The sequence below is a fragment of the Streptomyces sp. CC224B genome, from assembly GCF_030010595.1.
GTDB classification, from domain to species: domain Bacteria; phylum Actinomycetota; class Actinomycetes; order Streptomycetales; family Streptomycetaceae; genus Streptomyces; species Streptomyces longispororuber.
Genome location: NZ_JASCXL010000047.1, coordinates 24698 through 49077 on the forward strand (window position 1 = coordinate 24698; position 24380 = coordinate 49077).

The following is a 24380-nucleotide window of genomic DNA, read 5'->3' on the forward strand; positions in this document are numbered from 1 at the left end:
CGGGCCCCGGCCTACGCGCCGGGCCGGTACACGTACGGCGTGGTCGTGGCCAGCTCCGCGAAGCCGAGGCGGCGCAGGATCGGGCGGCTCTGGTCGGAGGCGTCGACCTGGAGCAGACGCACGCCGCGGGCGGCGGCGAGGCGGGCGCGGTGGGCGACCAGGGAGCGGTAGACGCCGCGCCCGCGCCACCGGGCGACCGTGCCGCCGCCCCACAGGCCCGCGAAGTCCGTGCCCGGCCGGAACTCGATCCGCGCCGAGCTGACCGGCTCGTCGCCGGCCAGGGCGACCACCACCGCGACCGTGTCCGGCGCGGTGGTGAGCTGGTCGAGCACCTGCCGGCCGAGGGCCGAGCCGTCCGTGCCGAAGGCCCTGTCGTGGGCGGCGACCATCAGCCGCACCCCGGCCGCGTCCGTCACCGGCACCAGCTCGATGCCCTCCGGCGGGGCGGCGTCGAGCGGCAGCGCGTCGACCTCCGCGACCATCACGGTCTCGGGGGGCTCGGGCGTGAACCCGGCCGCGAGGAGCCGCTCGGACAGGTCGGCCGGGCGGTCGTGGGAGTACAGCTTCCACTCGAACTCCCGCCCGAGCGACGTGAAGAAGCGCACCTGCTCGGCGACGGCCGCGTCGGCGGTGGCCGCGTCGAGATCCGACCACAGCACGGCGTTCCAGTCGTGGGCGGAGCCGCCCACGCGCCGGACGACGCCGTCCACCACCTCGACGCGGACGCCGGGCCCGTCGGGGTCCAGGTTCCGCCGTACCTGCTCGTCGTACGCCTGCAGCGTCGCTACGTGATCCATCCGGTCACTCCAGCAGGGGGCGGCGGCCCGGGCAACCGAATTCCGGGGCGCGGCTCAGGCGTGCCAGCGGCAGCGGAGCGCGGCGGTGGTGAAGCCCGGGCCGAACGCGACGGTGTAGCCGCGGGCGCCGGCGGCGGGCGGTGTCGAGTGGGTCCGCTCCAGGACGCGCAGGATGCTCACCCCGCCGAGGTTGCCCTCCTGGGCGAGCGTGTCGGTGGAGTGCCGGGCGTCCTCCGCGCCGAGGCCGAGGGCCGCCGCGGTGTCGGCGATGATGCGTTTGCTGCCCGGGTGGATGACCGCGAACTCGGCCGCGTCGGGGCCGACCCACTCCAGGAGCTGCGGGAGCACGTCGTCCGCGGCGGTGAGCGACTTGCGCGTGGAGTCGAAGTGGAACCCGTCGGCCGTGATCCGGCCGCGCTGGCGGTCCATGCTGTCCGGCAGGACGTACTCGTACGTGTCCTCGATGGCCAGGCCCGGGCCCAGCGGCTCGTCCGAGACGACGGTGGCGCCCGCCGAGTCCCCGAACAGGGCCTTGTAGATCATGGCCTCGATGCCGGTGTCGCTGTGGTGGTAGACGGAGGAGATGACCTCCGCGGCCACCACCAGGACCTTGCTGCCGGGCCGCGCGGCGACCAGGTCCGCCGCCCTGATCAGGGACTGCGTGCCGCCGGGGCAGGCCAGCGTGGTCAGCGCGACGCGGCGCACGGTGGGGCGCAGCCCCAGGCGTCCCATCAGGTGGATGTCGAGGTTGGGGACCGACCAGCCGGTGGTGTGGGTGGTCACGACGGCGTCGATGTCGCCCGCGGTCAGACCCGCCGACGCGAGGGCGGCCGTGGCGGCGCGCTCGGCCATGACGAGGGCGTCCGCGAACGCCGCGGTCGCCCGGTCGTGCACGTCGGCCGAGCCGGAGACGGTGGGGGAGTCGAGGGGGCGGGTGAAGTAGCGGGTCCGGACGCCGCAGTTGCCGATGACACGCAGGAACGCGCCCAGCCGGGGGTGACCGGCGTGGTGGCGACGTATGTCGTCGGTGATCTCTGCGGTGGTGATCTTGTGATCACCGACGACAGTCCGGGGTCTGAGGACAAATGCGGACACGGAGGGGCTCCCACCAGGTGCAGTCGGATGTGGAGGGCATAAGGAAACGTACTGCACCACGTCGAACGTGCGTCCTGTCCTCGCGGTTCCGGCTCGGCCGGGGAAGCCGCGGGGAGCAAGCGGAGGAGCCCGCGACGGCCGTGCCGCGGGTGACGGTGGAGCGGGGGCGGCCGGGGAGCGGGCCGTCCTCAGGTGGAGCGGAGCATGGGGGCGCGCGGGTGCACGCGCTCCCGTCCGGGGTGGAACACCAGGATCATCATGCGGGCGCCCGGCGCCGTCAGCGGCTGGGCGGCGCACATGGTGACCCAGCCCGGCCCCTTCTCGGCGTGCAGCAGGGGCCGCTCGTCGCCGTCGGGGTGGGGGTAGGGCTTGTCCGCGCCGTACAGCGGGGCGGCCAGCGGGTCGGCGAGGACCTCCTTCTCGATCTGCTGGAGCGTTTCGTCCTCCGGCCGGGTGGCGAGGGCGCCGCGGAGCTGGGGCAGCAGCATGGGCGCCCAGTCCGTGCTCCAGTCGAGGAGGATCTCGCGGGCCACCGGGCTGAGGACCATCCAGCGCATGATGTTGGGCGGGACCTCGCCGTCGGGGAAGACGGCGGCGCAGGCGTCGTTGTAGACGAGCATGTCCCAGGAGGCGTCCGTGACGTACGCGATGTGCGAGATGCCGTTGACGGCCTCGCGCCAGACGCCGGGCACCTCCTTGCCGGACGACAGGTGCAGCGGCCCGGGCGGGTCCTGGAGCAGGGCATACCGGCACAAGGACACCCATTCCTGCTCGTTCAGCCCGAAGAGGCGGGCCACGTCGCGCAGGAGGGCGGCCGGCGGGTTGGGGTAGTTGCCGGACTCGAGGCGGTGGTACGTGCCGAGCGTGCGGTGCAGGAGCTGGTCCACCTGGTGCTGGGAGAGCCCCGGGGCGCGTCTGCCCTGCCCCGTGGAGCGGACGAACCCGTGCGATTCAGGGGCGATGAGGGCGCGTCGTTCGCGGAGCAGAGCGCGCAGCGCCGTCTTGTTCATGGTGGGTAATCCCTCTTCGTACACGCCGAGTTGAGCGTCAGCAGTCTAAATATTCGCATCATCTTTGGGCATAAACATTGCCTGAAGAAAACGATCAGCTCATGCGGCATCATGGAGTACGCGGGGCCACCGACCTGCAGGTTTGATCGTCGGTGGGCTCGCGGGCACAACTCAGGGGCATCCTGTCCGGGGAGCGTGAGAATGGCTGAAATTCCTCGGCGTCGGATACCCCCTAGGCCTACGGGGTCGTAGCCGGGTGGTGCGCGGGACCGGTTGTTCGTATTCCGATCTGTGTGGTCGGAAACTGAGCAGTGTGTACCCGCGTGGCAGTTACCGCCCGGTTCGGTTCCTGGGTTCACTGGCTGCGGCCGGTGCCGTCACTCGCCATTACGTAGCGGCCACGGTACCGGCCGCCCCGTGCTGTTCCGGGCGGTCCTTGTGGCTGATATGCGCTCAAGAGGCCTGAGGCGTTGTCCCGTTCCGCTGTTCCCCGCCGTCGCGCACGCGTACCTGTTCCTCCGCCGTGGCCAGGATTTCCGTGACCCGCGCACCGAACCGGACGTCGCACGCGTGCGGCCGGCCGTCCCGCGCCGCGGTGACGAGCGCGCTCACCGCTGACCGAAACGCGTCGCCCGAATCGCCCCATCCTGTCTCCCCGAAGGCCTGCGGGGACACCGTCCCGCGCTCGCCGCGGAACTCCAGCGTCACGCCCGTGGCCCGCTCCGGCGCGCGCAGCGTCAGCGTGGCCGTGCTCGACGCCCCGCCCGCGTGCCGCAGGACGAGATGGACCGTGTCCGCCGGGCCCGGCGCCGCCGTCACCGACGTGATCTCGCCGAGCACCGCCGTGAGCACGGCCAGCGCGTGCGGCCCGACGTCCCACAGGCCGCCCTTGCTGGCCCGCCACGGCGAGTCGAAGGCGCCGGTCCCGTCCGCCGCGAAGAACGAGCCGTACCAGTCGGCGCGGCCGGTGAACCACGGCCCCTCCGCGGCCCGCTCGGCCAGCCAGTCCGCCATGGGCGGGGCGAAGCGCAGCGTGAAGAAGACCACGGACGCGACCCCGGCGCCCTCCGCCTCCGCCGCCAGGGAGCGCGCCGCGGCGGCGTCCGTGGCCACCGGCTTGTCGAGGAGCAGGTGGCAGCCCGCCCGCGCGGCCCGGGCCGCGAGCGGCGCCTGGACGTCCGGCGGCACGGCGAAGGCCACCGCGTCGCTCGCCGCGAAGAGCGCGTCCACGTCCTCGTACGCCGTGACGCCGTGCGCGGCCGCGAGCGTGGCGGCGGCCTCGGGGCGGCGGCCCCAGACGCCCGACAGCTCGGCGTCCGGGTGCGCGGCGAGCGCCGGCGCGTGCGTCGCGGTCGCCCATGGTCCCGTGCCGATCAAACCCACACGAAATCTGGTCATGGCCGCAGTATGGCGGAGGGGTGCCGGGCGCCTCGCGGGCCGGGTCGGGGCGGCCGGTGCGCCGGGACGGGCGACGATCTTCGCGGGGGTGCCGGGGCGCCGCGCGGTTTCGCCGCGGCCCTCCGGCGACGACTCTCGGCCAAAAGGTACGGACCTTACGCGGAGGCATCGGCGGAACACCCGAGGAAGCGGCGGCGGGGGGCGCGGAACCCGGCCGATTTCTCGACGTTCCGTCAACTCTTGGCCTACGAATGGTAATTCGGCGCGCGAGGTGAATTCCCATTCACTTCCGACCTGCGGAAGGTGCGCGCGATACGCGGGCTCGATGTCTCGAATGTCCAGGAATCTCCGCCGTCCGGTGCGGTGGGGGCGCAGGGACCGTTGCGTCCTGTGCCGCTGTCCGTGGCCCGTGCGGCGCCCGCCGCATACGCTCGGACCGGGCCGCCCGAACCGAGTCGCCAGCGACGGAAAGTGACGACATGACCAGCTCCACGCCGCGCCCGACGGCGCCCGCCACGGGCACCGGGCGCCGTGACGCCGAGGCGACGAAGGCCGCCATCGTGCGCGCCGCCCGGCACCTGCTCGCGCGGCACGCGCACGCCGACATCACGCTCAAGGCGGTGGCCGAGCGCGCCGGGGTGAGCGCACCCCTGGTCCTGAAGTACTTCGGCAACAAGGACGCGCTGTTCGCGCGGATCATGTCCTTCGAGGCGGACGCCGCCGCCGTCCTCGACGCGCCGCTGGAGGACCTCGGCCGGCACATGGTCCAGCACCTGCTGACCAGCCAGGCCGAGCAGGGCGCCGACCCCCTCCTGCGCATCGTCTTCGCGCCGCTGCACCGCGAGCACGGCTACGTCCTGCGCGCCAACTTCCGCACCCAGGTCGTCCGCAGGCTCGGCGAGCGCCTCCCGGGACCGGACGCGGGGCTGCGCGCCGAGCTGGCCGTGGGCATGCTGCTCGGCCTCGGCGTGATGTACGGCATCGCGCGCGGCCCCCACCTGCGGGCCACGGCGATAGCCGAGATCACCGACCGGTACGCGCCCGCCGTGCAGGCCTGCCTGACGCCCGGGTGACCCCGGCGCCGGCGGGCGCGGCGCCCCGGTGCACCACGACGACCGCGGCGAGCCCGGCCGCGAGGCCGAGTACCGTCTGCGCACCGAACGGCTCCCCGAACATCGCCGCGCCCCACAGCGTGGTCACCGGCGCCATCAGGAACATCAGCGTGTTGACCCGCGTGACGCCGCCGCGCCGCAGGATGAGCCAGTACAGGCCGTACCCGCCGAACGTCGGCAGGACGACGAGCCAGCCCACCGCCGCCCAGAACGACGCCTCGGCGGGCGGCGCCGCCGCGCCGAGCGCGAACGCCAGGGCCGTGAACACGACGGCGCTGGTGGCGCAGTGCACGGTCAGCGCGACCCGGGGCGTGACCGGGCACCCGCGGCGGTCCAGGAACGTCGCCGCCACCAGCGCGAGCATCCCGAGGAACGGCACGCCGTACGCCCACCAGGGCGCGTCGGTGCCCGCCGCCGCGTCCGCCGCCGTGACGACCACGACGCCGGTCAGGCCGAGCGCCAGGCCGAGCCACTGCGTCCGGGAGACGTACTGGCCGAGCAGCGGACCGGCGAGGGCGCCGGCGACCAGCGGCTGGGTGCCGTCGATGAGGGCGGTCGTACCGCTGGAGACGCCGAGCTGGATCGCGTAGTACACGGTCAGCAGATAGCCGCTCTGCGACAGGGTGCCGATCACGACCTGCCGCCCGAGCGCCCGGGCCGTGAGTCCCCGCCAGGACGCCGTGGCCGCCGCCCACGCCACCAGGACCGCGGCCGGCGGCAGGAACCGCCACATCAGGACCGTCGCGGCGTCCGCGCTGCCCGCCCCGAGCTTGGCCCCGATGAAGCCGGAACTCCAGGTCACGACGAACGCGGCGGAGAGCAGGACGTGCACGGGACGCCTCCCGGAGGTCGCGGCGAGTAGACCGATCGGTTTACCTTCCGTCGTCGAGTATACAGATCGGTCTACTATGGGTGGCGTGACGGAACACCAGCGGCAGGAGGAGCGGGCGGACGGCCCGCGGCGCGTCGCCATGACGCCCGGGGCCCGGCGGGTCCTGGAGGCGGCCGGGCGGCTGTTCTACGAGCGCGGGATCAACGCCGTGGGCGTGGACCTGGTCGCGGCCGAGGCGGGCGTGACGAAGAAGACGCTGTACGACCGCTTCGGCTCCAAGGAGCAGCTCGTCGTGGAGTACCTGGCCGACCGGGACGAGCGCTGGCGCGCCTTCCTCGCCGGGTACCTGGACCGGGCGCGGACGCCGCGCTCCCGCGTCCTCGCGGTCTTCGACGCCGCGCGCGACTGGGCCGGGACGCACCTGTCCCGGGGCTGCGGCATGGTCAACGCCCACGCGGAGATCGGCGACCCCGCGCACCCCGCCTACGCCGTGATCGCCGGGCAGAAGGCCTGGACGCTCGCGCTCCTCACCGACCTGGCCCGCGAGGTGGCGCCGCACCGGGCACCCGGACTGGGCAGGACGCTGACGCTCCTGCACGAGGGCGGGCTCGTCGCCCACGGCATGGGGATCTTCCCCGACGCGCTCGGGCACGCCCGCCGGGAGGCGGAGGCGCTGCTGCGGGCGGCCGAGAGCGAGGGCTGACGGCGGCGACCGCGCCGCGGCGCGCCGCCCGTGCCGGGCCCTGGGGGTCCTGCCCGTGCCGGACCTTGGGCAAGGGCGGCCCGCACCCGCGTTGAGCAACGTGTGCACATGTGTTGAGCAAACCTTTACGGATGGCCGGAATCCGACGCTCCGGGCACCCCCGCGCCCCCCTCGGGCGCGGGCGGGGCCGGGCGCGCGGCCATGGCGACCTCTTGACCTTCGCCCGCGCGCGGCCGAAACCGGACGGGTCGGGCGGGTGCGCGGGGGCGCGGACGCGTTGACCGCAGGGGAGCGGAGGCGGAGTCTGGGCATATAGCTGCTACATACAATTACTTTGTGGGAGGGAGCCTCATGTGCGGCATCACCGGCTGGGTCTCGTTCGACCGTGACCTGCGCACCGAGGGCCGGGTCCTGGACGCGATGACGGAGACCATGGCCTGCCGCGGCCCCGACGACCGCGGCGTCTGGGCGGAGGGCCCCGCCGCGCTCGGCCACCGCCGCCTGGCCATCATCGACCTGCCCGGCGGGCGCCAGCCCATGACCGCCGCGACACCGGGCGGCACGGTCGCCCTGGTCTACTCCGGCGAGACGTACAACTTCACCGAGCTGCGTGCCGAACTCGCCGGGCTCGGGCACGCGTTCACCACCGACTCCGACACCGAGGTCGTCCTGCGCGGCTACCTTCAGTGGGGCGAGGCGGTCGCGGAACGGCTCAACGGGATGTACGCGTTCGCCGTGTGGGACGGCCCCAGGCAGCGTCTGGTCATGGTGCGCGACCGCATGGGCATCAAGCCCTTCTACTACCACCCGACCTCCGACGGCGTGCTCTTCGGCTCCGAGCCCAAGGCGATCCTCGCGAACCCGCTGGCCCGGCGCCGCGTCACCGCCGACGGGCTGCGCGAGGTGTTCGCCTTCGTGAAGACGCCGGGGCACGCCGTCTGGGACGGCATGCGCGAGGTCGAGCCCGGCACGGTCGTCACCGTCGACCGCGAGGGCACGCGCACCCGCACGTACTGGCGCCTGGAGACCCGGCCGCACCCGCACGGCCGCGACGAGACCGTGGCCACCGTGCGCTCGCTGCTCGACGACATCGTGCGCCGCCAGCTCGTGTCCGACGTGCCGCGCTGCGTGCTGCTCTCCGGCGGCCTCGACTCCTCGGTGATGTCGGCGCTCGCCGCCCACCAGCTCAAGGACGCGGGGGAGACGCTGCGCAGCTTCTCCGTCGACTTCGCCGGCCAGAGCGACCACTTCGTCGCCGACGAGCTGCGGCCCACGCCGGACTCCCCGTACGCCCACGACGTGGCGCGCCTCGCGGGCACCGACCACCGCGACATCGTGCTCGACGCGCAGGCCCTCGCCGACCCCGAGGTGCGCGCGAAGATGCTCACCGCCCGCGACATGCCCGTCGGCTTCGGCGACATGGACGCCTCGCTGTACCTGCTCTTCCAGGCGATCCGCGAGCACTCCACGGTCGCCCTGTCCGGCGAGTCGGCGGACGAGGTCTTCGGCGGCTACCTCCAGTTCTTCGACGAGGAGGCGCGGCGGGGCACCACCTTCCCCTGGCTGGTGCGGCACGCCGAGACCCTCGGCGACGACACGGGCGTGCTGCGCCGCGACGTCCTGGACACCCTGGACCTGCCCGCGTACGTCGGCGACAGCTACGCGGGCGCCGTCGCCGCGGTCGAACGGCTCGACAGCGAGAGCGACTTCGAGTACCGCATGCGCACGATCAGCCACCTGTACCTGACCCGGTTCGTCCGCGTGCTGCTCGACCGCAAGGACCGCGCGAGCATGGCCGTCGGCCTGGAGGTGCGGGTGCCGTTCTGCGACCACCGCCTCGTCGGCTACGTCTACAACGCGCCGTGGGCCCTGAAGACCTTTGACGGCCGGGAGAAGTCGCTGCTGCGGGAGGCCGCCGCGGACCGGCTGCCGAAGTCGGTGTACGACCGCGTGAAGAGCCCGTACCCCTCCACGCAGGACCCGAAGTACGCCTTCGCGCTCCAGGAGCACGCCAAGGACCTGCTGGCGCGGCCCGGCCACCCGGTCTTCGACCTCGTCGACCGCGAGGCGCTGCGGCGCCTCGCCCACCGGGAGGCGCCGCAGATCCGGCAGGCCTCGCGGCGCGGCCTGGAGCGGGCGCTCGACCTGGCCGTCTGGTTCGACCTGTACAAGCCCGAGGTCGCCCTGGCCTGACACCGGCCGGACGAGGGGCGGGCCCGGCGGGCGTTCGCGCCGCCGGGCCCGCCCGCGCGGGTCGCCGTCCCGCCTCAGGGACCCGGGCCCCCGGGGGCCCTGTCAGGGCCCGGTCGCCGGGGACCTCGGTCAGGACCCGGTCGCCAGGGTGTCCAGGAACCGTTGCAGCGCGGGCGTCGACGAGGCGTCAAGGCGGCGCCGCACCGGCGGTACGGCCGCGCCCCGCCGCAGGCTCCCGGGCCCGCGCGCCTCGGCGCCCCGCCGGACGTGCCCGGCCGCCACGCGGCGTATGAACTCCGCGACCGTGAGGCCGAGTCCATCGGCGTGCCGCCGTACGGCGTCGTACTCGTCGGGTGGGAACAAGACCTGCACAGGCTTGGCACCGTCCATGGACGCATGATGCCGCCCTCCCCGGTCCCGCGCGGAAGGGTTGTCATATTGCCCTCGAAGGGGTGGCGCGCGGGGGAGCGGTCGCGCGGGTCGCCCGGCGCGGCGATCGCGTGTGTTGCGCAGATCACACGAGATCGGAAGGGCGCGAGGGAACGGGCCTCCCTATTTCACCGTTGAACTAGGTGAGGGTCCCGACCGCGATTCCCCCGTCCGGCCGGGGCCCTCACCTCTGTCCGCCGCCCGGCCCCGCCCCGTGCGGGCCCCCTCCCCGGCGGGTCCCGCCCGGCCGCCGTGGGGGCCGCCTGGCCATCGCGCCGGGAACGCCCTAGCTTCGGTGCCGTGACGCTCGACGATCTCCGTGTTTTCATCGCCGTCTGCCGCGCCGGCAGCCTCAGCGCCGTGGCGCGCGACCTGTCCTGTACGCAGTCGGCGGTCAGCCAGCACGTCAAACGCCTGGAGCGGGAGCTCTCCGTCAGCCTCCTGGAACGCCACGCGCGCGGCGTCGTGCCCACGTCGGCGGGGCGCATCCTGCACGCCGCCGCGTCCGACGGCATCGGCGGCATCGACCTCGCGCTGCGCCGCCTGCGCGACCTGGTCCGCGGCGAGAGCGGCTGGGTGCGCGTCACCACGGGCGCCACCACCGTGCGGCACTTCATGGCCGACGCGATCGTCGGCTTCCGGCGGCGCTACCCGCAGGTCACGCTCGAGTTCCAGACGGCGAGCTCCAGCCGCGCCTGCTTCGACGCGCTCGCCGCCGACGACCTGGACCTGGCCTGGGTCACCATCGGCGCGCCCGTGCGCGGCATCGAGCAGCGGCCCGTCGCCGATCTGCGCTGGGTGCTCGCGGTGACCCCCGACGACCCGCTCGCCGCCAAGCGCCGCGCCTCGCTCGCCGACCTCGCGTCCGCGCAGCTCATCCGGCCCCCGGAGGCGTCCAGCTCGCGCACCCAGCTCGACGCGGCGCTCGCCGCGGCGGGGCTGTGCCCCGAAGGGCACACCAGCGTCGCCGACTGGGACACCGCGCTGCTGCTCACCGAGCTCGGCGTCGGTCAGGCCGTCGTGCCGGAGCTGCCCGGCTGGCGCGAGACGGGCCCGCCCGGGCTGCGTCTCGTGCCGGTGCCGGAGCTGCCGAAGCTCTCCGTCGGCTGGGCCGTGCGCCGCTGGGACGCGCTGAGTCCGCTGGCCCGTGCCTTCGCGGACACGGTGGCCGCGGACTGCGCGTCGGGCGGCGGGGGCGCGGTGCCGCCGCAGGTGCGCCCCGGTCAGGGGGCCAACCGCGCCGCGCGCGTCTGAAGGTGGCGGACCTCGGGCCCGCTGAGCGTCGCCCGCGCCGCCGCCAGGTACGCGGCGCGAGCCCCCTCGGTGTCGCCCGCCTTCTCCAAGAGGTGCGCGCGGACGGCGTGCAGCCGGTGGTGGCCCGCCAACCGGTCTTCCAGGTCGGCGAGTTCCGCGAGCCCGGCGCGCGGCCCGTGCACCATGGCGACGGCCACCGCCCGGCCGAGCCCGGCCATCGGCTCCGGGGAGCGGCGCACCAGCACGTCGTACAGGGCGAGGATCTGCGGCCAGTCGGTGTCCTCGGCGCGCGCCGCCTCGACGTGCAGCGCGGTGATCGCCGCCTGGATCTGGTAGGCGCCGGCCGGGCCCTGCCGCAGCGCCTCCTCCACCAGGGCGGCGCCCTCGGCGATCGCGCGGGCGTCCCACCGGGTGCGGTCCTGCTCGTCCAGCGGGACCAGCTCGCCGTCCGGCCCGGTGCGGGCGGCGCTGCGCGCGTCGGTGAGCAGCATCAGGGCGAGCAGGCCCGTCACCGCGCCCTCGCGCGGCAGCAGCCGGCGTACGGCCCGGGTGAGCCGGATCGCCTCGCGGGCCAGGTCGGCGCGGTGCAGGGCGGCGCCGGACGTCGCGGTGTAGCCCTCGTTGAAGACGAGGTACAGCACCTGGAGGACGGCGGCGAGCCGCTGGTCGCGGTCGACGGGCCCCGGCCGGCTGAAGGGCACGCCCCGCAGCTTCTGCTTGGCCCGGCTGATCCGTTGGGCCATCGTCGCCTCGGGCACCAGGTGCGCGCGGGCGATCTCGGCCGTGGTCAGGCCGCCGACGGCCCGCAGCGTCAGGGCGATCTGCGCGGCCGGGGTGAGCGCCGGGTCGCAGCACAGGAAGAGCAGCGTGAGCGTGTCGTCCTCGGACGGGGAGCGGCTCTCGCCGGGCGCCGGGGCGGCGGCGTCGCGGGAGGCGAGCCGGACGGCGTTCTCCTCGCGGCGGCGCCGGGCCTCGTCGGCGCGCAACTGGTCCACCAGGCGCCGGGACGCCACCCGGATCAGCCAGCCGCGCGGGTTGTCCGGCACACCGCGGTCCGGCCACTGCCCGGCGGCGGCGAGCAGCGCCTCCTGCACGGCGTCCTCGGCCTCGGCGAAGTGGCCGTGGCGGCGCACGAGCGCGCCGAGGACCTGCGGCGCGTGCAGGCGCAGCAGGTCCTCGACCGCGCGGGAGCGGTTCACCCCGGGGTCCCGGAGGCGCTCAGCCGACGTCCCCGCCGTCCGCCTCCTGCACCGGCCGGATGACGACCGGCGGGTTCGGGGCGCCCTCGGGGCACGGGCACGCGGCGATCCGCGCGGCGATCTCCGTGACCCGCTCCAGGCTCTCGCACTCCAGCAGCCAGTACCCCGCGAGGACCTCCTTCGTCTCGCCGTACGGGCCGTCCGTGACGACCGGGCGGCCGTCCTCGCCCCGGGCGACCAGGCGCGCCTTCGCCGGCTCGGTGAGACCCTGGCCGTCGACGAGCTCACCGGACTCGGCGAGGTCGTCGTTCACGGCGCTCATGAAGGCGAACATCGCCTGGAGCTCCTTCTCGCTCCAGGCGGGGCTGTGCTCGGAGGCCTTGCCGCTCATGGCGTCGTAGTCGGCCTGCGCGCCCTGCACCATCACCAGGTACTTCATGTCGCACTCCACTCCTCGGCTGTGTGATCGCCCTCGTGGGCAACTCTCACAGGAGACGTCGGAGCGGATGACCGCGTCTCGACACTGTCCCGGAATTTTCTTTCTCGCATGGTCTGCCGCCGCCGCGGTCCACCGCAGTCCACTGCGGTCTGCCGTGGGCCGTCGTGAGCCGCCGCGGGCCGTCCGTCGCGCTCCGTCGGGCCGTGGGGCGCGGTGGCCCCCGTGCGTCACCCGGGCGGCGCACCCCACGCGCGGCCCCCGGCGGCCGCCCGGACAGTGGGAGGCATGCGTGCCTGGTGGGAGACGGTGGCGGGGCGGCTGCCGCGTGCCGGGCGCGTGGTCCTCGCGGGGCTGCCCGGGCTCGTGGCCGTGGTGACGCTCGCGCTGTGCGCGGTGGGCGTGGAGCAGGCGGCCGACCACGACGGACGGCGGCGCGCCGACGCGGCCCACCGCGCCCCGCGGCCGGCCATCGTGCCCCGCGCGCGGTGGCTCGGCGACCTCCGCGCGAGCCGCCCGCCGAGCACCCGCCCTCCCGGGGCCCGTCCGCCGGGCAGCCGTCCGCCGGGTGGCCGCCCGCCGATCCGCTACGACGGTCCCGTCCTCGCCGTCTTCGTGCACCACACGGACTCGCCGAACGGGTACGACTGCGCCGACGCGCCCCGCATCATCCGCGCGCTGGCCGCGGGCCAGACGGAGGCCCGCCTCTTCGACGACATCGGCTACAACTTCCTCGTCGACCGCTGCGGCACCATCTACGAGGGCCGCGCGGGCGGCGTGGACCGCCCCGTGGTGGGCGCGCACACCCAGGGCTTCAACCACCGTACGACGGGCGTCGCCGCGATCGGTACGTTCACCGCGGGCACCCCGGTGCCGCGGCCGATGACGGAGGCCATCGCCGCGCTCGCCGCGTGGAAGCTGGGCCTCGCGGACGTGGACCCTCGGCACCGGTCCCACCTGGTGTCCAGCAACAGCGGCAGCCGGTTCCCTGCGGGCACCCGCGCCGAGTTCGACGCGGTGGCCGGCCACACCGACGGCTACACCACCACCTGCCCGGGCGCCGCGCTGCGCGCCGAACTGCCCGCGATCCGGGAGCGGGCCGCGCACCTCCAGGGCCGCACGGACGCGCGGGCGCGGGCGGTGGGGGGTCGCTAGGGGGCCCGGGCGCCTCAACCGGCCCGCCGGCGCGACACGTTCACGCGGCAAGCAGGCAAGCAGGCAAGCAGGCAGGCGGGTCGGGCCGGGCGCCCGAGCGCCCGGGAGCCATGGCCGGGGAACCGGCTCGGCCGCCCGGCCGGTCGGGGTGCCGGGGGCGGCTCAGGTGCCGGAACCGGTCAGGCGGGCGGCGATGGTCCTCGCGCACTCCATCGACTCGGCCCGTGTCGTGTCCACCTCCAGGTCGTAGCGCACTCCCTGGTGCACCACGTGCGCCTGCGCGGCGGCCATGCCCGGGGCGCGGTCGCCGCGGGCGACCTCCCGGCCCGCGGCGACCGCGCTGTCGCACCGCACGCCGACCCACAGCGCGGACACGTCACCCAGGGCCTTCAGCCACCGCTGCTGGGACGCCGCTCCGCCGAGGAAGACGTCGTCGACGATGACGCGGGCGCCCGCGCGGACCGTCTCCGCGACGCCCTGCCGCCACGCCGCCTCCAGCGTCAGGAAGTCCTCCCCGATGCTCACCTCGCCGCCGGTCCCGATGGTGATGCCCTCGTCCGCCGCCCGTGTCCGCGCGGGCAGGGCGTCCACGAACGCGTCGCAGCCGAACGCCAGCCAGGGGTCCGGGAGGACGGCCTGCAGGCACCGCACGATGCCCGACTTCCCTGAGCTGGAACCGCCGTTGAGGATGGTCATCCGAGTCGTCACCCCGTCACCCTAGGACGCCGTACGCCTCCCTTTCACCGTCTTTTCGGGGCGGACGTGGCGACACGGCGTTCAAACGGAAGGTGAACGACGCGATTTCTGCCCGATATCGGGCAGAAATCTGGCACTTCCGCGATGCCCGCTCCTAGGGTGAGGGTCCATGATCGTCGTGGCCACCCTGTGGGCCTCTCCCGTGGGCCTCTTCCCCGACGGGCGGGACGCCCCCCCGCCGCTCCCGGGTCACGACACCGCCTCGCCGACCGGTGCGGCGTACCGAAAGGGACAGGAGACATGAGCGAACTTCCCGACCACGTCGACGCCGTGGTGTTCGACTGCGACGGCCTGCTGGTCGACACCGAGTCCTGCTGGTCCGTCGCTGAGTCGGCCCTCTTCACCGCGCACGGCCGCCCGTTCGGCCCGGAGCAGAAGGCGCTCGTCCTCGGCCGCACGGTGGAGGACGCGGCGGACGCCATGGCCGCGTACTTCGGGCGGCCCGGCGCAGGCGCCGAGATCGCCGCCGAACTCCTCGAACGGGTCCGCGGGGAGCTGGCCGGGGGCGCCGCGGCCATGCCGGGGGCGGTGGACCTGGTGCGGGCCTGCCGGGCGGCGGTGCCCGTCGCCGTGGCCAGCAACAGCCCCAGGGAACTGCTCGACACGGCCCTGGAGTCGGCCGGTCTCGCCCGGTACTTCCCGTCCACGTTCGCCGCCGACGAGGTGCGCTCGCCCAAGCCCGCGCCGGACCTCTACCTCGCGGCGTGCGCCGCGCTCGGCGCGGACCCGGGGCGTTCGGTCGCCTTCGAGGACTCGGCCACGGGCGTCGCCGCGGCGCGCGCCGCCGGGCTGCGCGTGGCGGTCGTGCCGTCCCTGCCCGGGGCGGACCTCGACCACGACTGGCGGGGCCCGAGCCTGGCGGCACCGGAACTCCTGCGCTGGGCCGGGCGGTTGCCGCGCCGCGCGGGCCTCAGAAGGCCCTGATGCGCCGGACGGTGGCGGCGGCCGCCCTCGCGGCGCCGATACCGAGGGTCGTGGCGGCGGCGTGGTCCCGCACCCGCGCCGCCCTCGGCCGCCGCGCGAGCTCCTCCCGGGCCGCCCGGGCGGCGGCCCGGTGGTTCCGGCCCTCCGTGACCGCGACGCGCAGGAGGTTGGCCAGGCTGGCGACGCCTCCCGTGGCCGTGTCGGTCAGGAGGAGGCCCATGTCGATCGCCGCGGCCAGCGCGGCCTTCCTGGCCTCACCGGCCCGGCGCTGCGCCTGGTTCGCCGCTCGCTGTGTCGCGCTCGGCTTGCTCTTCATGCGCTGCCCCCGAGGAGAGAAGCCCAGTGTCCACCCGGTGGGGCGGCCTGTCGCGGGGCGCCGGGGCGGTCCGGCAGAACGCCGTAGCGGACCGGACAGGAAGGAGCGGAGCGCGTACGGGGGCGCCCGGAGGGCGCATGCGCGCGGCCCCGCGCCCCGTCAGCAGGCGCTCCGCTCCGGAGGGCGGCTAGCGCTTCGCGGTCGCGTACACGATGAGGTTGTCCACGGGGTGGCCCTGCCGGTCGTACGCGCCGTCGCAGGTGATGAGGCGCAGGGCACGGGCCTCGGTGGCGCCGTAGACGCGGTCGGTGGGGAAGGCCTTCTTGGGGGCGGTCTCCGTGGCGGTGACGCGGAAGTGGACGGTCCTGCCGCGGGCGTCGCGCACGGCGACGTCCGCGCCCACGCGCACCTTCTTCAGGTCGTGGAAGACGGCCCTGCCGAAGCGCGTGTCGTTGTGGCCGATGATGACGGCCGCCCCGCGCTGCCCGGGCACCGCGCCGCCGGTGTACCAGCCCGCCGTCATGCCCTTCTCGGCGGGCGGCACCTCGACCGTGCGGTCCGGGTTGAGGCCGAGCCGCATTAGGGGGCTGCTCACGCCGATGGACGGGACGGCCACGTGGACGGGGGCGGCGGGCTCGGCCGCACCGGCCTGATGCGGCGTGCCCACCGCGTACGTGCGCGCGGCGGAGGGCCGGGTCTCGGCGCCGCCGGACGACCCCTCGGAAGCCGAACAGCCGCCCGCGGCGAGGGAGATGACGAGGGCGAGGCCGCAGGCGACGGACGGACGCCCGCGGAGCCGCGAGGACGACCGGGACGGCGGGCTCTTCGGTGACATGGTGCTCCGTGCGCGGTGGCGCCGCCGCGGAAGGGCGGCACCACCGCGCGTGCTCGGGCCGGACGCTCGGGTCCGGCCGCAGGGAAAGGGTCGCTCCGACCGGAACGCCCCCTGGCGGGGAAGCGGTCCGGCCGGAAGGGCCTGCCCCGGCACGGAGGCCCGACCGGGGGCGGCCTTCGGTGGATGCGAGGGGGCGGCCCGGCCGGATCGCCTTTCGACGGCCGGGCGGTCTTGGCCGGGCGCTCTTGGCCGGTCCGGTCGGCTTCCGGTGGACGGGTGGGCGAGGTCAGCCCTGGACGCCGCCAACTGCACAGCGGCGCAGTGCCATCGTGCCGACGCCCGCGGCCAGGGCGATGCCCGCCGCCGACCCGAGGAGCGCGACGGTGTTGTCGTCGCCGCCCGTCGCGGGGCGCTCACCCGCGGCCACGCCGCCCCGCGGCGCCGGGGCCGTCTTGTCCCGGGGGGCCTTCACCGTGGCCCGCTCGGGCGTTCCGGGGGCGGCGGACGGCTCCGCTGTGGGCTTGTCACCCGCGGCGACACCACCGCGCGGCGGCGCGGGCTTGGGCGCGGTCTCCCGCTGGGCCTGCTCCTTGGCGGCGGCCCGCTTCTTCGCCACGTCGTCCTGGGCTTCCGCGGGCGCCGGCGCGGGGGTGCTCTCGGTGGCCGTGGGCTTCGGCTTCGGTGCCGACTCGGACGCGAAGGCCACGGCGGACGGGGCGCCGAGCACCCCGGCGGCCACGGCGGAGGCGACGACGGCGGCGCGCAGGGAACCGGCGCGGGCGCGCGCGTGGGCGGCTCGGGGGCGGGCGTGGGCGCGGCGGTGGGACATGGTGGGGCTCCGTTCCAGCTCGTGTACAGAGGAGCGCCCGGCGGGGGCGGACACCGGTTCCGCCGGGCACGGTCGCCAGGCTCGCGCGAAGTTATGAGGAACCTGTCAGGTTCCTGTTGGCGTCCGATCAGGGTCCGCGACGACCCGGCCCCCTCGGGGAGACGGCCCACCTCCCACCGGGCAAGGACCAAGGCCCGCGGCAACCCGGCCCTCCCGGCACCCCGGCCTTCCCGGCACCCCGGGGAGACGGCCCACCTCCGGCCAGGCCAAGAACCAGGGACCGCGGCAACTCGCCCCTCCCGCCCGGGAAGACGCCCCACTTCCCCCCGCCAAGAACCAGCATCCGGCAACCCGCCCCCGCACCCAAGAAGCGGCCCCCGCTCCCGGGGAGACGGCCCCTCACCACACACCCTCCTGTCAGACCCCTCTGGCAAAGTGCGCCGCATGACTGATCGCCACGAAGCCTTCCGCGCCCTGCACCGGAGCGGCTCCCCGTTGCTGCTGCCCAATGCCTGGGACCACGCGTCCGCCGCCGCCCTCGCCCGTGCCGGGTTCCCGGCGATCGGCACGACGAGCCTGGGCGTGGCCGCCGCCGCGGGCAAGGCGGACGCCACCGGCTCCACGCGGGAGGAGACGCTGCGCCTGGCGCGCGGCATCGCCCGCCTGCCCGCCCTGATCACCGTCGACGTCGAGGGCGGCTTCAGCGACCACCCGGGCGACGTCGTCGACCTCGCCCGCGACCTGGCGGCGGCGGGCGTCGTCGGGGTGAACCTGGAGGACGGCCGCCCCGACGGCACCCTGGCCGCCGAGGAGGCGCAGTGCGCGCTGATCCGGGCGGTGAAGGCGGCCGTCCCGGAGCTTTTCCTCAACGCGCGCACGGATGCCTACTGGCTCGACGCGGGCGGCGCCCCCGAGGCAGCGCGGCGCGTGACGGCGTACCAAGAAGCGGGCGCGGACGGGGTGTTCGTGCCCGGTCTCCGGGACGAGGCCGTCATCGCGGAGCTGGTCGCCTCCCTCGACGTGCCGCTGAACGTCCTGTACGCCCCGGGCGGACCGGCCCCGGAGCGCCTGGCCGCTCTCGGCGTGCGGCGCGTGAGCACCGGGTCGCTGCTGTTCCGCGCCGCCGTGCAGCAGGCGGTGGACGTGGCCCGGGGTTTTCTGCGCGGCGCCGCGGGCCCCGGCGACGTACTCTCGTACGCCGACGCACAAGATCTCGCGGCGGCCTACGAGCGGCAAGTGCCGGGGGAGGGGCGGTAGTTCGGCCCGGCGGCGGCCCGGGGCCAGGGGTGGGGGGAGGGGTGGATGGCACGCCGGGAGACATCACGCCGTACGCCACGGGCGGCGCGCACCGGCCCGGCCCCTTTGTGGGCGGACCCCAACTACCGGCTCTTCCTGGCCCTGCAGTGCCTGTCCGCGCTCGGGGACTCCTTCTCGCACGTGGCGATCCCGCTCCTCGTGCTGCACCAGACCGGCTCGGTGGCGCAGATGGGCCTGGTCACCGGCCTCACCGGGCTCGCCTCGATCGTCACCGGCCTGTTCGCGGGCGTGGTCGCCGACCGCGTGGACCGGCGCCGCCTGCTCGCGCTCACCGACGTCGCGCGCTGCGCGCTGATCGGCGTGGTGCCGCTGGTGTGGCTGTTCGCGACGCCGCTGTGGCTGCTCTACACGGTGGTGCCGGTCGCCGCGGTGTTCTCGATGCTGTTCCAGGTGGCGTACGTGACCGTCGTACCGGCCATCGTCGGGCCCGGGCAGATCCTCAAGGCCAACAGCCATCTGTTCGGCGCGTACGCGGTCGCGAGCGCGGGCGGGCCGATGCTCGCCGGGTTCGTCGCCGCGGCGTCCGGGCCGGCCGCCGCCCTGGCCATCGACGCCGCGACCTTCGCGGTGTCGGCGGTCGGCATCCTCTTCGTCCGCATGCGGCCGACGGGCGAGGTGCCCGGCGCCCCCGCACGGCCGACGGGCGCCGCCCCGGGCCCGGACCGGGGGAGCGGACGGGACGGCGAGCGGGACGGTCAACCGGACAGCGAGCTGGACGGTGAACCGGACGGGGAACGGTACGGGGAACGGGACGGTGAACGCGGCGGCGTGCGCGTGGAGTTCCTCGCCGGGGCGCGCTTCCTGTGGCGGCACCCGGTGCTGCGGCCGCTGACGGTGCTGCTCGCGCTGGTCACGTTCCTCACCTACGGCCTGACCGACGTCGTCGTCTACCACGTCAAGCAGGGCCTGGGCCACGGGGACTCCACCGTCGGCTACGTCCTGGCCGCGGGGACGCTCGGCACGCTGGGCGCGTCGTTCGCCGTGGACCGGATGCGCCGGCGCCTCGGGTTCGGCCCGAGCTGGGTCGCCGTGCACGTGGCCGCCGGGCTCGCGGTGGCCGCCCTGGGCCTCACGGGGAACGTGCCCGCCGTGGCGGTCCTCGTCGCCGTGGTGCTCTTCTGCACCGGCGTCGCCGGCATCTGCTCCATGTCCTTGCGCCAGGAGGTGACCCCCGGCCACCTCCTGGGCCGGGTCACCTCGGCGTTCTGGACGACCCACAACGCGCTGGGCCCGCTCGGCGCCGCCGCCGTCACCGCGGCGGCCGGGACGTGGGGCGTCGGGCCCGTGTGCCTCGGCGTCGGCGGGAGCGTGGTGGGGGGGGGGCCCCACCCCCCCCCCCCCGCCCCGGGCCGGGCCCCCCCCCCCCCCCCGCGGGGGGGGCGGGCCCCCCCCCGCCGGTGGGGGGCCGCCCCCGGGGGGGGGCCGGTTGCCGCGCGGCCCCCCCCCCGCCCCCGCGACCCTGCCCCCGACCCCGCCCGAGAATCAAACCCTTGATCTCAAGTCGACTTGAGGTCCTACGGTGCCGCTGACAGCGATCACGCGTGAGGAGCGGCACCATGACCACCCACCAGCTACCGGACCTGACCGACACCGAGCTCGCCGCGCAGCCGGCCGCCCACTGGACCGGCGTGGCCTACGAGGCGCTCATCGCCTTCACCCGGGCCCGGCAGGCCGAACTCGGCTTCACGCAGCCGCAGTTCTGGCTGCTGCGCAACCTGTCGCCGCACGACCTGTCCGCCGACGGCCACGGCATGACCGTCGCCGAGCTCCAGCGGGCCATGAGCAGCTACCTCCGGCCCGAGGACGACCTGGCGGCCGATTCCGAGGTGCTGCTGGAGCGCGGCTGGCTCACCCGGGACGACGCGGGGCGCCTGTGGATCACCGAGGCGGGGGACGAGGCCCGCGCCGGCCTCCGGCGGCACGCGCCCGCGATCCGCGCCCGCATCCACGAGGGCATCGACGACGCCGACTACGTCACCGCCCTGAAGGTGCTCCGGCGGATGGTCCGCAACGTCGGTGCCGCCGGTGACGGCAGGGGCTGACGGCGCCGGAGGCCGCCGCGCCGCCGGGCGCCCGGCGGCGCGCGGAACATTCCTCCAAGACAGGCCCGGGCGAGGGCGGCGACGGTGAGGGCGTGCCGAGCCGCGGCCTCTATGACGCGGCCACGACGGGAGGAACAGAACAGTGACCCACGCTGACGACCGAACGACGGAAGCCGCCGACCCCGAAGCCGCTCACCTCGAAACCGCCGACCCCGAAGCCGCCGACCCCGAAGCCGCTCACCCCGAAGCCGCCGACCCCGAAGCCGTCGTCCGGCACCTCTACGGCAGCCTGGCGGCCCAGACGCTGCGGGCGGCCGTCCGGCTGCGCGTGGTGGAGTCGATCGGCGACGACCGGCTCCACGCCACCGACCTCGCCGCCCGGACGTCCACCGCGCCCCAGCCCATGACCCGGCTGCTCCGCGCCCTCGCGAGCCTCGGCGTGCTGCGGGAGCACACCGCCGGGACCTTCTCGGTCACGCCCACGGGCGCGCTGCTCGACCCGGCGCACCCCGGCTCGCTCACGTCCCTGGTGCGCGTGTTCACCGAGCCCGCCCTGCTGCGCGGCTGGGAGCACCTGGACGACAGCGTCCGCACCGGCGACGTGGCCTTCGACAAGGTCTTCGGCACGGACTTCTTCGGCCACCTCAGGGCGCATCCGGAACTGTCCGCCGAGTTCAACGCCGCGATGAGCCAGGCCACCCGGCACATCGCCGCCATCCTCGCGGACGCCGTCGACTTCGGGCGGTTCACGACCGTCGTGGACGTCGGCGGCGGCGACGGGACGCTGCTCGGCGCGGTCCTCAGCGCGTACCCGGCGCTGCGGGGCGTCGTGTACGACACCGAGGAGGGGCTGGCCCAGGCACCCGCGACCCTGCGGCGGCACGGGCTCGCCGAACGCTGCGCCCTGACGGCCGGGGACTTCTTCCGGTCGGTGCCCGAGGGCGGCGATCTGTACCTGCTGAAGAGCGTCGTGCACGACTGGTCGGACGAGCAGGTGGTCACGATCCTCGGCCACTGCCGCGCGGCGCTGCCGCCCGGCGGGCGCGTGCTGATCGTGGAGCCGGTGCTGCCGGACGTCGTCGACCCCGCCACGCCCGGACTCACCTACCTCACCGACCTCAACATGCTGGTGAACGTGGGCGGCCGGGAGCGGACCCGCGCGGACTTCGAGCGGGTGTGCCGCGCGGCGGGCCTGTCCGTGGCGTCGGTGACCCCGCTGACCGAGGGCGACGACGCCCCGTACCACGCCGTCGAGGCCGTGGCGGCCGACGCGCAGGGCCGCGACCGCGCGGGATGCCGTTGCCCTCGACGGGTGAGGCTCACCGGCTCGCACGGGTGACGCGGCGGCGTACTCCCCCACAACGCGGCGGAAGGCCGCTATCAAGGCTCGGGTGACGGAGACGACGACGCACAGCCGCCCGGAGCGCCGGGCGCGCGAGCCTCTCAGGACGGCGGCCGCCCTGTTGGCGGCCGCCGCTCTCGTGTACAACGCCTGGGTCCTGGAGGCCGTCGTCCCGACCGGCCTCGAACCACGTCACGCGTACGTCAGCGAGCTGTACGCGGTGGGCAGCCCCTACCGGTGGTTGTTCGGCGGTCTGGAACTGGTCTGCGCCGCGCTGATCGTCACGGGTGCCGTGGCGGGCGGGACCGCGGCGGCGGACCGGGTGGGGCGGGCCGGGTGGTGGGCGCTCACCGGGGTGGGCCTGTGCTCGACGGCCGACGTCCTGATGCCGATGGCGTGCGCACCCTCCGTGCAGCCGGGCTGCCGCGCCGTGCACCCCGCCCACACGGTCACCAGCGCCCTGGTGCACTGCTGCCTCTTCGCCTGCATGACTCTGCTCGTGTACGCGGCGCGCAGGCGCGGGGAGCCGCGGTCCGTGGCGCGCTGGGGGCCTCTGGTCGGCGCCGGCGCGCTGGTGTCGTCGCTGTGCACGGTGGGGCCGCTGCTCGGGTACGGCGGGTGGCACGGTGTCGCCCAGCGGTGTCATCTGCTGCTGGTCGGGGCGTGGCTGGCACTGCTCGCCCACGGCGCCCGGACCCCGTACCCGCCGCCCGGGGCCCCCGCCCCTCCCCCCACGGCCCGCCGCACCGCACGCGGCCTGTTCCGTGGCGCCCGTGACGTCCATGAGGTCCATGACGTCCATGACATCCGTGACGGACGGCAGACCGGCTGAACCGGCCGAGCTGCCGGTGTCCCACATGCCACTTGTACGCAACAGGCCGCGTGTGTCGGCCGAGGTGGCTGAGCCGCTGCCCGAGCCCCCGGGCGGCCGTGCCCCCTGACCGCGCCGCCCCGACCCGGCGGTGGGAGGAGTCCCGTGGAAGCGTCCCTGCTGTCCGCCCTGTTCGCGGTGGCGGCCGCCGTGGCCAACGCCGCCGGCACCGTGCTGCAACGGGTGGCCGCCCGGACCGTGCCCACCAAGGACGCCTTCAGCCCGCGGCTCGTCCGGCGGCTGGTGCGTGACCGCGCGTGGCTGGCGGGCATCGGCGTCATCGTCGCGGCCGCCGTGTTCCAGGCGCTCGCCCTGGCCTGGGGCGCGATGTCACTGGTCCAGCCCATCCTGGTGCTCGAACTGCCACTCGCCCTGGTGATCGCGCGCGTCTTCGCCGGTACGCCGATGCCTGCGGGGGGCTGGACCGCCGCTCTGCTCACCGGGGTCGGACTCGCCCTTGCCCTGAGCGCGGCGGCGCCCGTCGAAGGGGGGCGTGGCGTTTCCGGCGCCGTGTGGACCGTGGCCCTGCTGGCCGTCGGCGCCGGTGTCGGCGGGTGCACGGCGCTCGCGCTGCGCCGCCCGCGGGGCAAGGCGCGCGCCGCGCTGTTCGGTTCCGCGTCCGCGCTCTGCTACGGGCTCACGGCCGCGCTGATGAACGCCGCGATCGCCGCCCTGGCCGACGCGGGGGTCCGGGGCCTGGCCACCACGTGGCAGACCTACGCGTGCGCGGCGGCGGGCGGCTGCGCGCTGTTCCTGCTGGCCAACGCCATGGAGTCCGGGCCGCTGTTCGTCTCGCAACCCGCCCTCACCCTGGGCGAGGCCGCCGCCAGCCTGGCCCTGGGCGCCGTCCTGTACGGCGACAGCCTGCGGACCGGCTGGTGGATCGCGCCCCAGGCCGCGGGCGCCGCCCTGACGGCCTGGGGTGTCGTACTGCTCGCCGGGCTGCCTGCCGCGACCACACCGTCGGGCGACACCGACACCGAGCGGGTGCCGTGACCCGGCGCCCCCCGCGGAACGGACGGACGTACGGGCCGACGTACGGACGGACGTACGGGCGGACGTACGGGCGGACGTACGGCTCGATGTCCGGGCGTGCGGTGCGCGGGTTCCCGCCCTGCCGGCGGGAACCCGGCACGCCGCGCTCCGTCCGGCGGCTCAGTTCAGCGGGGCCGAAGTGGTGTAGTAGAAGGTCACCTTGGGCCAGCCGCGGGCGGCGCCGATCTTGTTGAGGGCCTCCGCGATCTCGAGCGGGGTGATCTGCTTCGCCGCGGGAGCGTTGTCGATTTTGATGCGGAAGGACATCTCCATCATCGCGTCGATGTCCCCGATACTGGTCGTGCCCCTGAACTCGGTGCCGTCCGCGTAGTCGATGGTCTGCGCCTCGGCGCCACCGCTCTCCTCGGCCGCCTCGGTCTTGGCCGCTTCGGCCGGCGCGCCGTCGGCGGCGCGGGCCGTCCCGGCGGACGCCAGGGCCGCACCCGCGGCGGCGCTGCCCGAGTAGCCGAGCAGGGCGCGTCTGGAAACTCCGGTCATGG

Annotated in this window: 25 protein-coding genes; 12 read left to right on the plus strand and 13 right to left on the minus strand. The window is 75.4% G+C overall.

What is annotated here, in order from left to right; translation table 11 throughout:
• Positions 1-11: 11 nt before the first annotated feature.
• The 4 genes from QK440_RS19915 to QK440_RS19930 form a co-directional block, all read right to left on the minus strand.
• Positions 12-797 (minus strand): GNAT family N-acetyltransferase, encoded by a 786-nt coding sequence (locus QK440_RS19915; protein ID WP_282794500.1) that lies wholly within the window; start codon positions 795-797, stop codon positions 12-14.
• A gap of 54 nt (positions 798-851) precedes the next feature.
• Positions 852-1892 carry a PhlD gene (locus QK440_RS19920; RefSeq protein ID WP_282794501.1) on the minus strand — a complete coding sequence of 347 codons (1041 nt, stop codon included), beginning with the start codon at positions 1890-1892 and terminating at the stop codon, positions 852-854.
• Positions 1893-2080: 188 nt separating this feature from the next.
• Complete coding sequence (locus QK440_RS19925; protein ID WP_282794502.1) at positions 2081-2902, minus strand: helix-turn-helix domain-containing protein; 822 nt, start codon at positions 2900-2902, stop codon at positions 2081-2083.
• Positions 2903-3355: 453 nt separating this feature from the next.
• Positions 3356-4300: a Gfo/Idh/MocA family oxidoreductase gene (locus QK440_RS19930; RefSeq protein WP_282794503.1), complete on the minus strand. Its 945-nt coding sequence runs from the start codon at positions 4298-4300 to the stop codon at positions 3356-3358.
• A 479-nt stretch (positions 4301-4779) separates the two neighbouring features.
• Between QK440_RS19930 and QK440_RS19935 the strand changes: the two genes are divergently transcribed.
• A complete protein-coding gene (locus tag QK440_RS19935) occupies positions 4780-5373 on the plus strand; it encodes a TetR family transcriptional regulator (RefSeq protein WP_282794504.1) in 594 nt (197 codons plus the stop codon).
• Here QK440_RS19935 and QK440_RS19940 read toward each other — a convergent pair.
• Positions 5324-6244: a DMT family transporter gene (locus QK440_RS19940; protein WP_282794505.1), complete on the minus strand. Its 921-nt coding sequence runs from the start codon at positions 6242-6244 to the stop codon at positions 5324-5326. The two genes, QK440_RS19935 and QK440_RS19940, sit on opposite strands and share 50 nt — an antisense overlap.
• Before the next feature lie 139 nt (positions 6245-6383).
• Here QK440_RS19940 and QK440_RS19945 point away from each other — a divergent pair, with 139 nt between their 5' ends.
• Both QK440_RS19945 and asnB read left to right on the plus strand, forming a co-directional pair.
• Positions 6384-6947, plus strand: a complete 564-nt coding sequence (locus tag QK440_RS19945; protein ID WP_282794545.1) for a TetR/AcrR family transcriptional regulator — start codon at positions 6384-6386, stop codon at positions 6945-6947.
• A gap of 351 nt (positions 6948-7298) precedes the next feature.
• Complete coding sequence (gene asnB / locus QK440_RS19950) at positions 7299-9140, plus strand: asparagine synthase (glutamine-hydrolyzing) (RefSeq protein WP_282794546.1); 1842 nt, start codon at positions 7299-7301, stop codon at positions 9138-9140.
• A gap of 129 nt (positions 9141-9269) precedes the next feature.
• Here the strand turns inward: asnB and QK440_RS19955 are convergent, their stop codons facing one another.
• A complete protein-coding gene (locus QK440_RS19955; protein WP_282794506.1) occupies positions 9270-9530 on the minus strand; it encodes a hypothetical protein in 261 nt (86 codons plus the stop codon).
• 339 nt (positions 9531-9869) lie between these two features.
• Between QK440_RS19955 and QK440_RS19960 the strand changes: the two genes are divergently transcribed.
• Positions 9870-10823: a LysR family transcriptional regulator gene (locus QK440_RS19960; protein WP_282794507.1), complete on the plus strand. Its 954-nt coding sequence runs from the start codon at positions 9870-9872 to the stop codon at positions 10821-10823.
• On the opposite strand, the gene QK440_RS19965 is transcribed toward QK440_RS19960, so the two are convergent.
• Positions 10793-12022 (minus strand): sigma-70 family RNA polymerase sigma factor, encoded by a 1230-nt coding sequence (locus QK440_RS19965; RefSeq protein ID WP_282794508.1) that lies wholly within the window; start codon positions 12020-12022, stop codon positions 10793-10795. The two genes, QK440_RS19960 and QK440_RS19965, sit on opposite strands and share 31 nt — an antisense overlap.
• Positions 12023-12041: 19 nt before the next feature.
• On the minus strand, positions 12042-12461 hold the full coding sequence (locus tag QK440_RS19970; RefSeq protein WP_282794509.1) for a YciI family protein: 420 nt from the start codon (positions 12459-12461) through the stop codon (positions 12042-12044).
• Between the two features lie 285 nt (positions 12462-12746).
• On the opposite strand from QK440_RS19970, the gene QK440_RS19975 reads away from it, so the two are divergent.
• Positions 12747-13613 carry a peptidoglycan recognition protein gene (locus QK440_RS19975; RefSeq protein WP_282794510.1) on the plus strand — a complete coding sequence of 289 codons (867 nt, stop codon included), beginning with the start codon at positions 12747-12749 and terminating at the stop codon, positions 13611-13613.
• 162 nt (positions 13614-13775) lie between these two features.
• Here QK440_RS19975 and cpt read toward each other — a convergent pair whose 3' ends face one another.
• Positions 13776-14321, minus strand: a complete 546-nt coding sequence (cpt, locus tag QK440_RS19980; RefSeq protein ID WP_282794511.1) for a chloramphenicol phosphotransferase CPT — start codon at positions 14319-14321, stop codon at positions 13776-13778.
• Between the two features lie 288 nt (positions 14322-14609).
• Between cpt and QK440_RS19985 the strand changes: the two genes are divergently transcribed.
• Positions 14610-15293: an HAD family phosphatase gene (locus QK440_RS19985; RefSeq protein WP_282794512.1), complete on the plus strand. Its 684-nt coding sequence runs from the start codon at positions 14610-14612 to the stop codon at positions 15291-15293.
• Here QK440_RS19985 and QK440_RS19990 read toward each other — a convergent pair.
• The 3 genes from QK440_RS19990 to QK440_RS20000 form a co-directional block, all read right to left on the minus strand.
• Positions 15280-15609 carry a hypothetical protein gene (locus QK440_RS19990; protein WP_282794513.1) on the minus strand — a complete coding sequence of 110 codons (330 nt, stop codon included), beginning with the start codon at positions 15607-15609 and terminating at the stop codon, positions 15280-15282. The two genes, QK440_RS19985 and QK440_RS19990, sit on opposite strands and share 14 nt — an antisense overlap.
• Positions 15610-15796: 187 nt before the next feature.
• Positions 15797-16444, minus strand: coding sequence for a class F sortase (locus tag QK440_RS19995; RefSeq protein ID WP_282794514.1), 648 nt, complete (start codon positions 16442-16444; stop codon positions 15797-15799).
• Between the two features lie 286 nt (positions 16445-16730).
• Positions 16731-17273 carry a hypothetical protein gene (locus QK440_RS20000; RefSeq protein WP_282794515.1) on the minus strand — a complete coding sequence of 181 codons (543 nt, stop codon included), beginning with the start codon at positions 17271-17273 and terminating at the stop codon, positions 16731-16733.
• A 444-nt stretch (positions 17274-17717) separates the two neighbouring features.
• On the opposite strand from QK440_RS20000, the gene QK440_RS20005 reads away from it, so the two are divergent.
• The 6 genes from QK440_RS20005 to QK440_RS20030 all read left to right on the plus strand — a co-directional run bounded on the left by QK440_RS20005 (position 17718) and on the right by QK440_RS20030 (position 23841).
• Complete coding sequence (locus QK440_RS20005) at positions 17718-18530, plus strand: isocitrate lyase/phosphoenolpyruvate mutase family protein (protein ID WP_282794516.1); 813 nt, start codon at positions 17718-17720, stop codon at positions 18528-18530.
• A 45-nt stretch (positions 18531-18575) separates the two neighbouring features.
• Positions 18576-20084, plus strand: coding sequence for an MFS transporter (locus QK440_RS20010; RefSeq protein WP_282794517.1), 1509 nt, complete (start codon positions 18576-18578; stop codon positions 20082-20084).
• Between the two features lie 62 nt (positions 20085-20146).
• On the plus strand, positions 20147-20632 hold the full coding sequence (locus tag QK440_RS20015) for a MarR family winged helix-turn-helix transcriptional regulator (protein WP_282794518.1): 486 nt from the start codon (positions 20147-20149) through the stop codon (positions 20630-20632).
• Positions 20633-20774: 142 nt separating this feature from the next.
• A complete protein-coding gene (locus QK440_RS20020) occupies positions 20775-21971 on the plus strand; it encodes a methyltransferase (RefSeq protein ID WP_282794519.1) in 1197 nt (398 codons plus the stop codon).
• A gap of 52 nt (positions 21972-22023) precedes the next feature.
• Complete coding sequence (locus QK440_RS20025; RefSeq protein ID WP_282794520.1) at positions 22024-22806, plus strand: DUF998 domain-containing protein; 783 nt, start codon at positions 22024-22026, stop codon at positions 22804-22806.
• A gap of 144 nt (positions 22807-22950) precedes the next feature.
• Positions 22951-23841 (plus strand): DMT family transporter, encoded by an 891-nt coding sequence (locus QK440_RS20030; RefSeq protein ID WP_282794521.1) that lies wholly within the window; start codon positions 22951-22953, stop codon positions 23839-23841.
• Between the two features lie 159 nt (positions 23842-24000).
• Here the strand turns inward: QK440_RS20030 and QK440_RS20035 are convergent, their stop codons facing one another.
• Complete coding sequence (locus tag QK440_RS20035) at positions 24001-24378, minus strand: hypothetical protein (RefSeq protein ID WP_282794522.1); 378 nt, start codon at positions 24376-24378, stop codon at positions 24001-24003.
• Between the last annotated feature and the right edge of the window lie 2 nt (positions 24379-24380).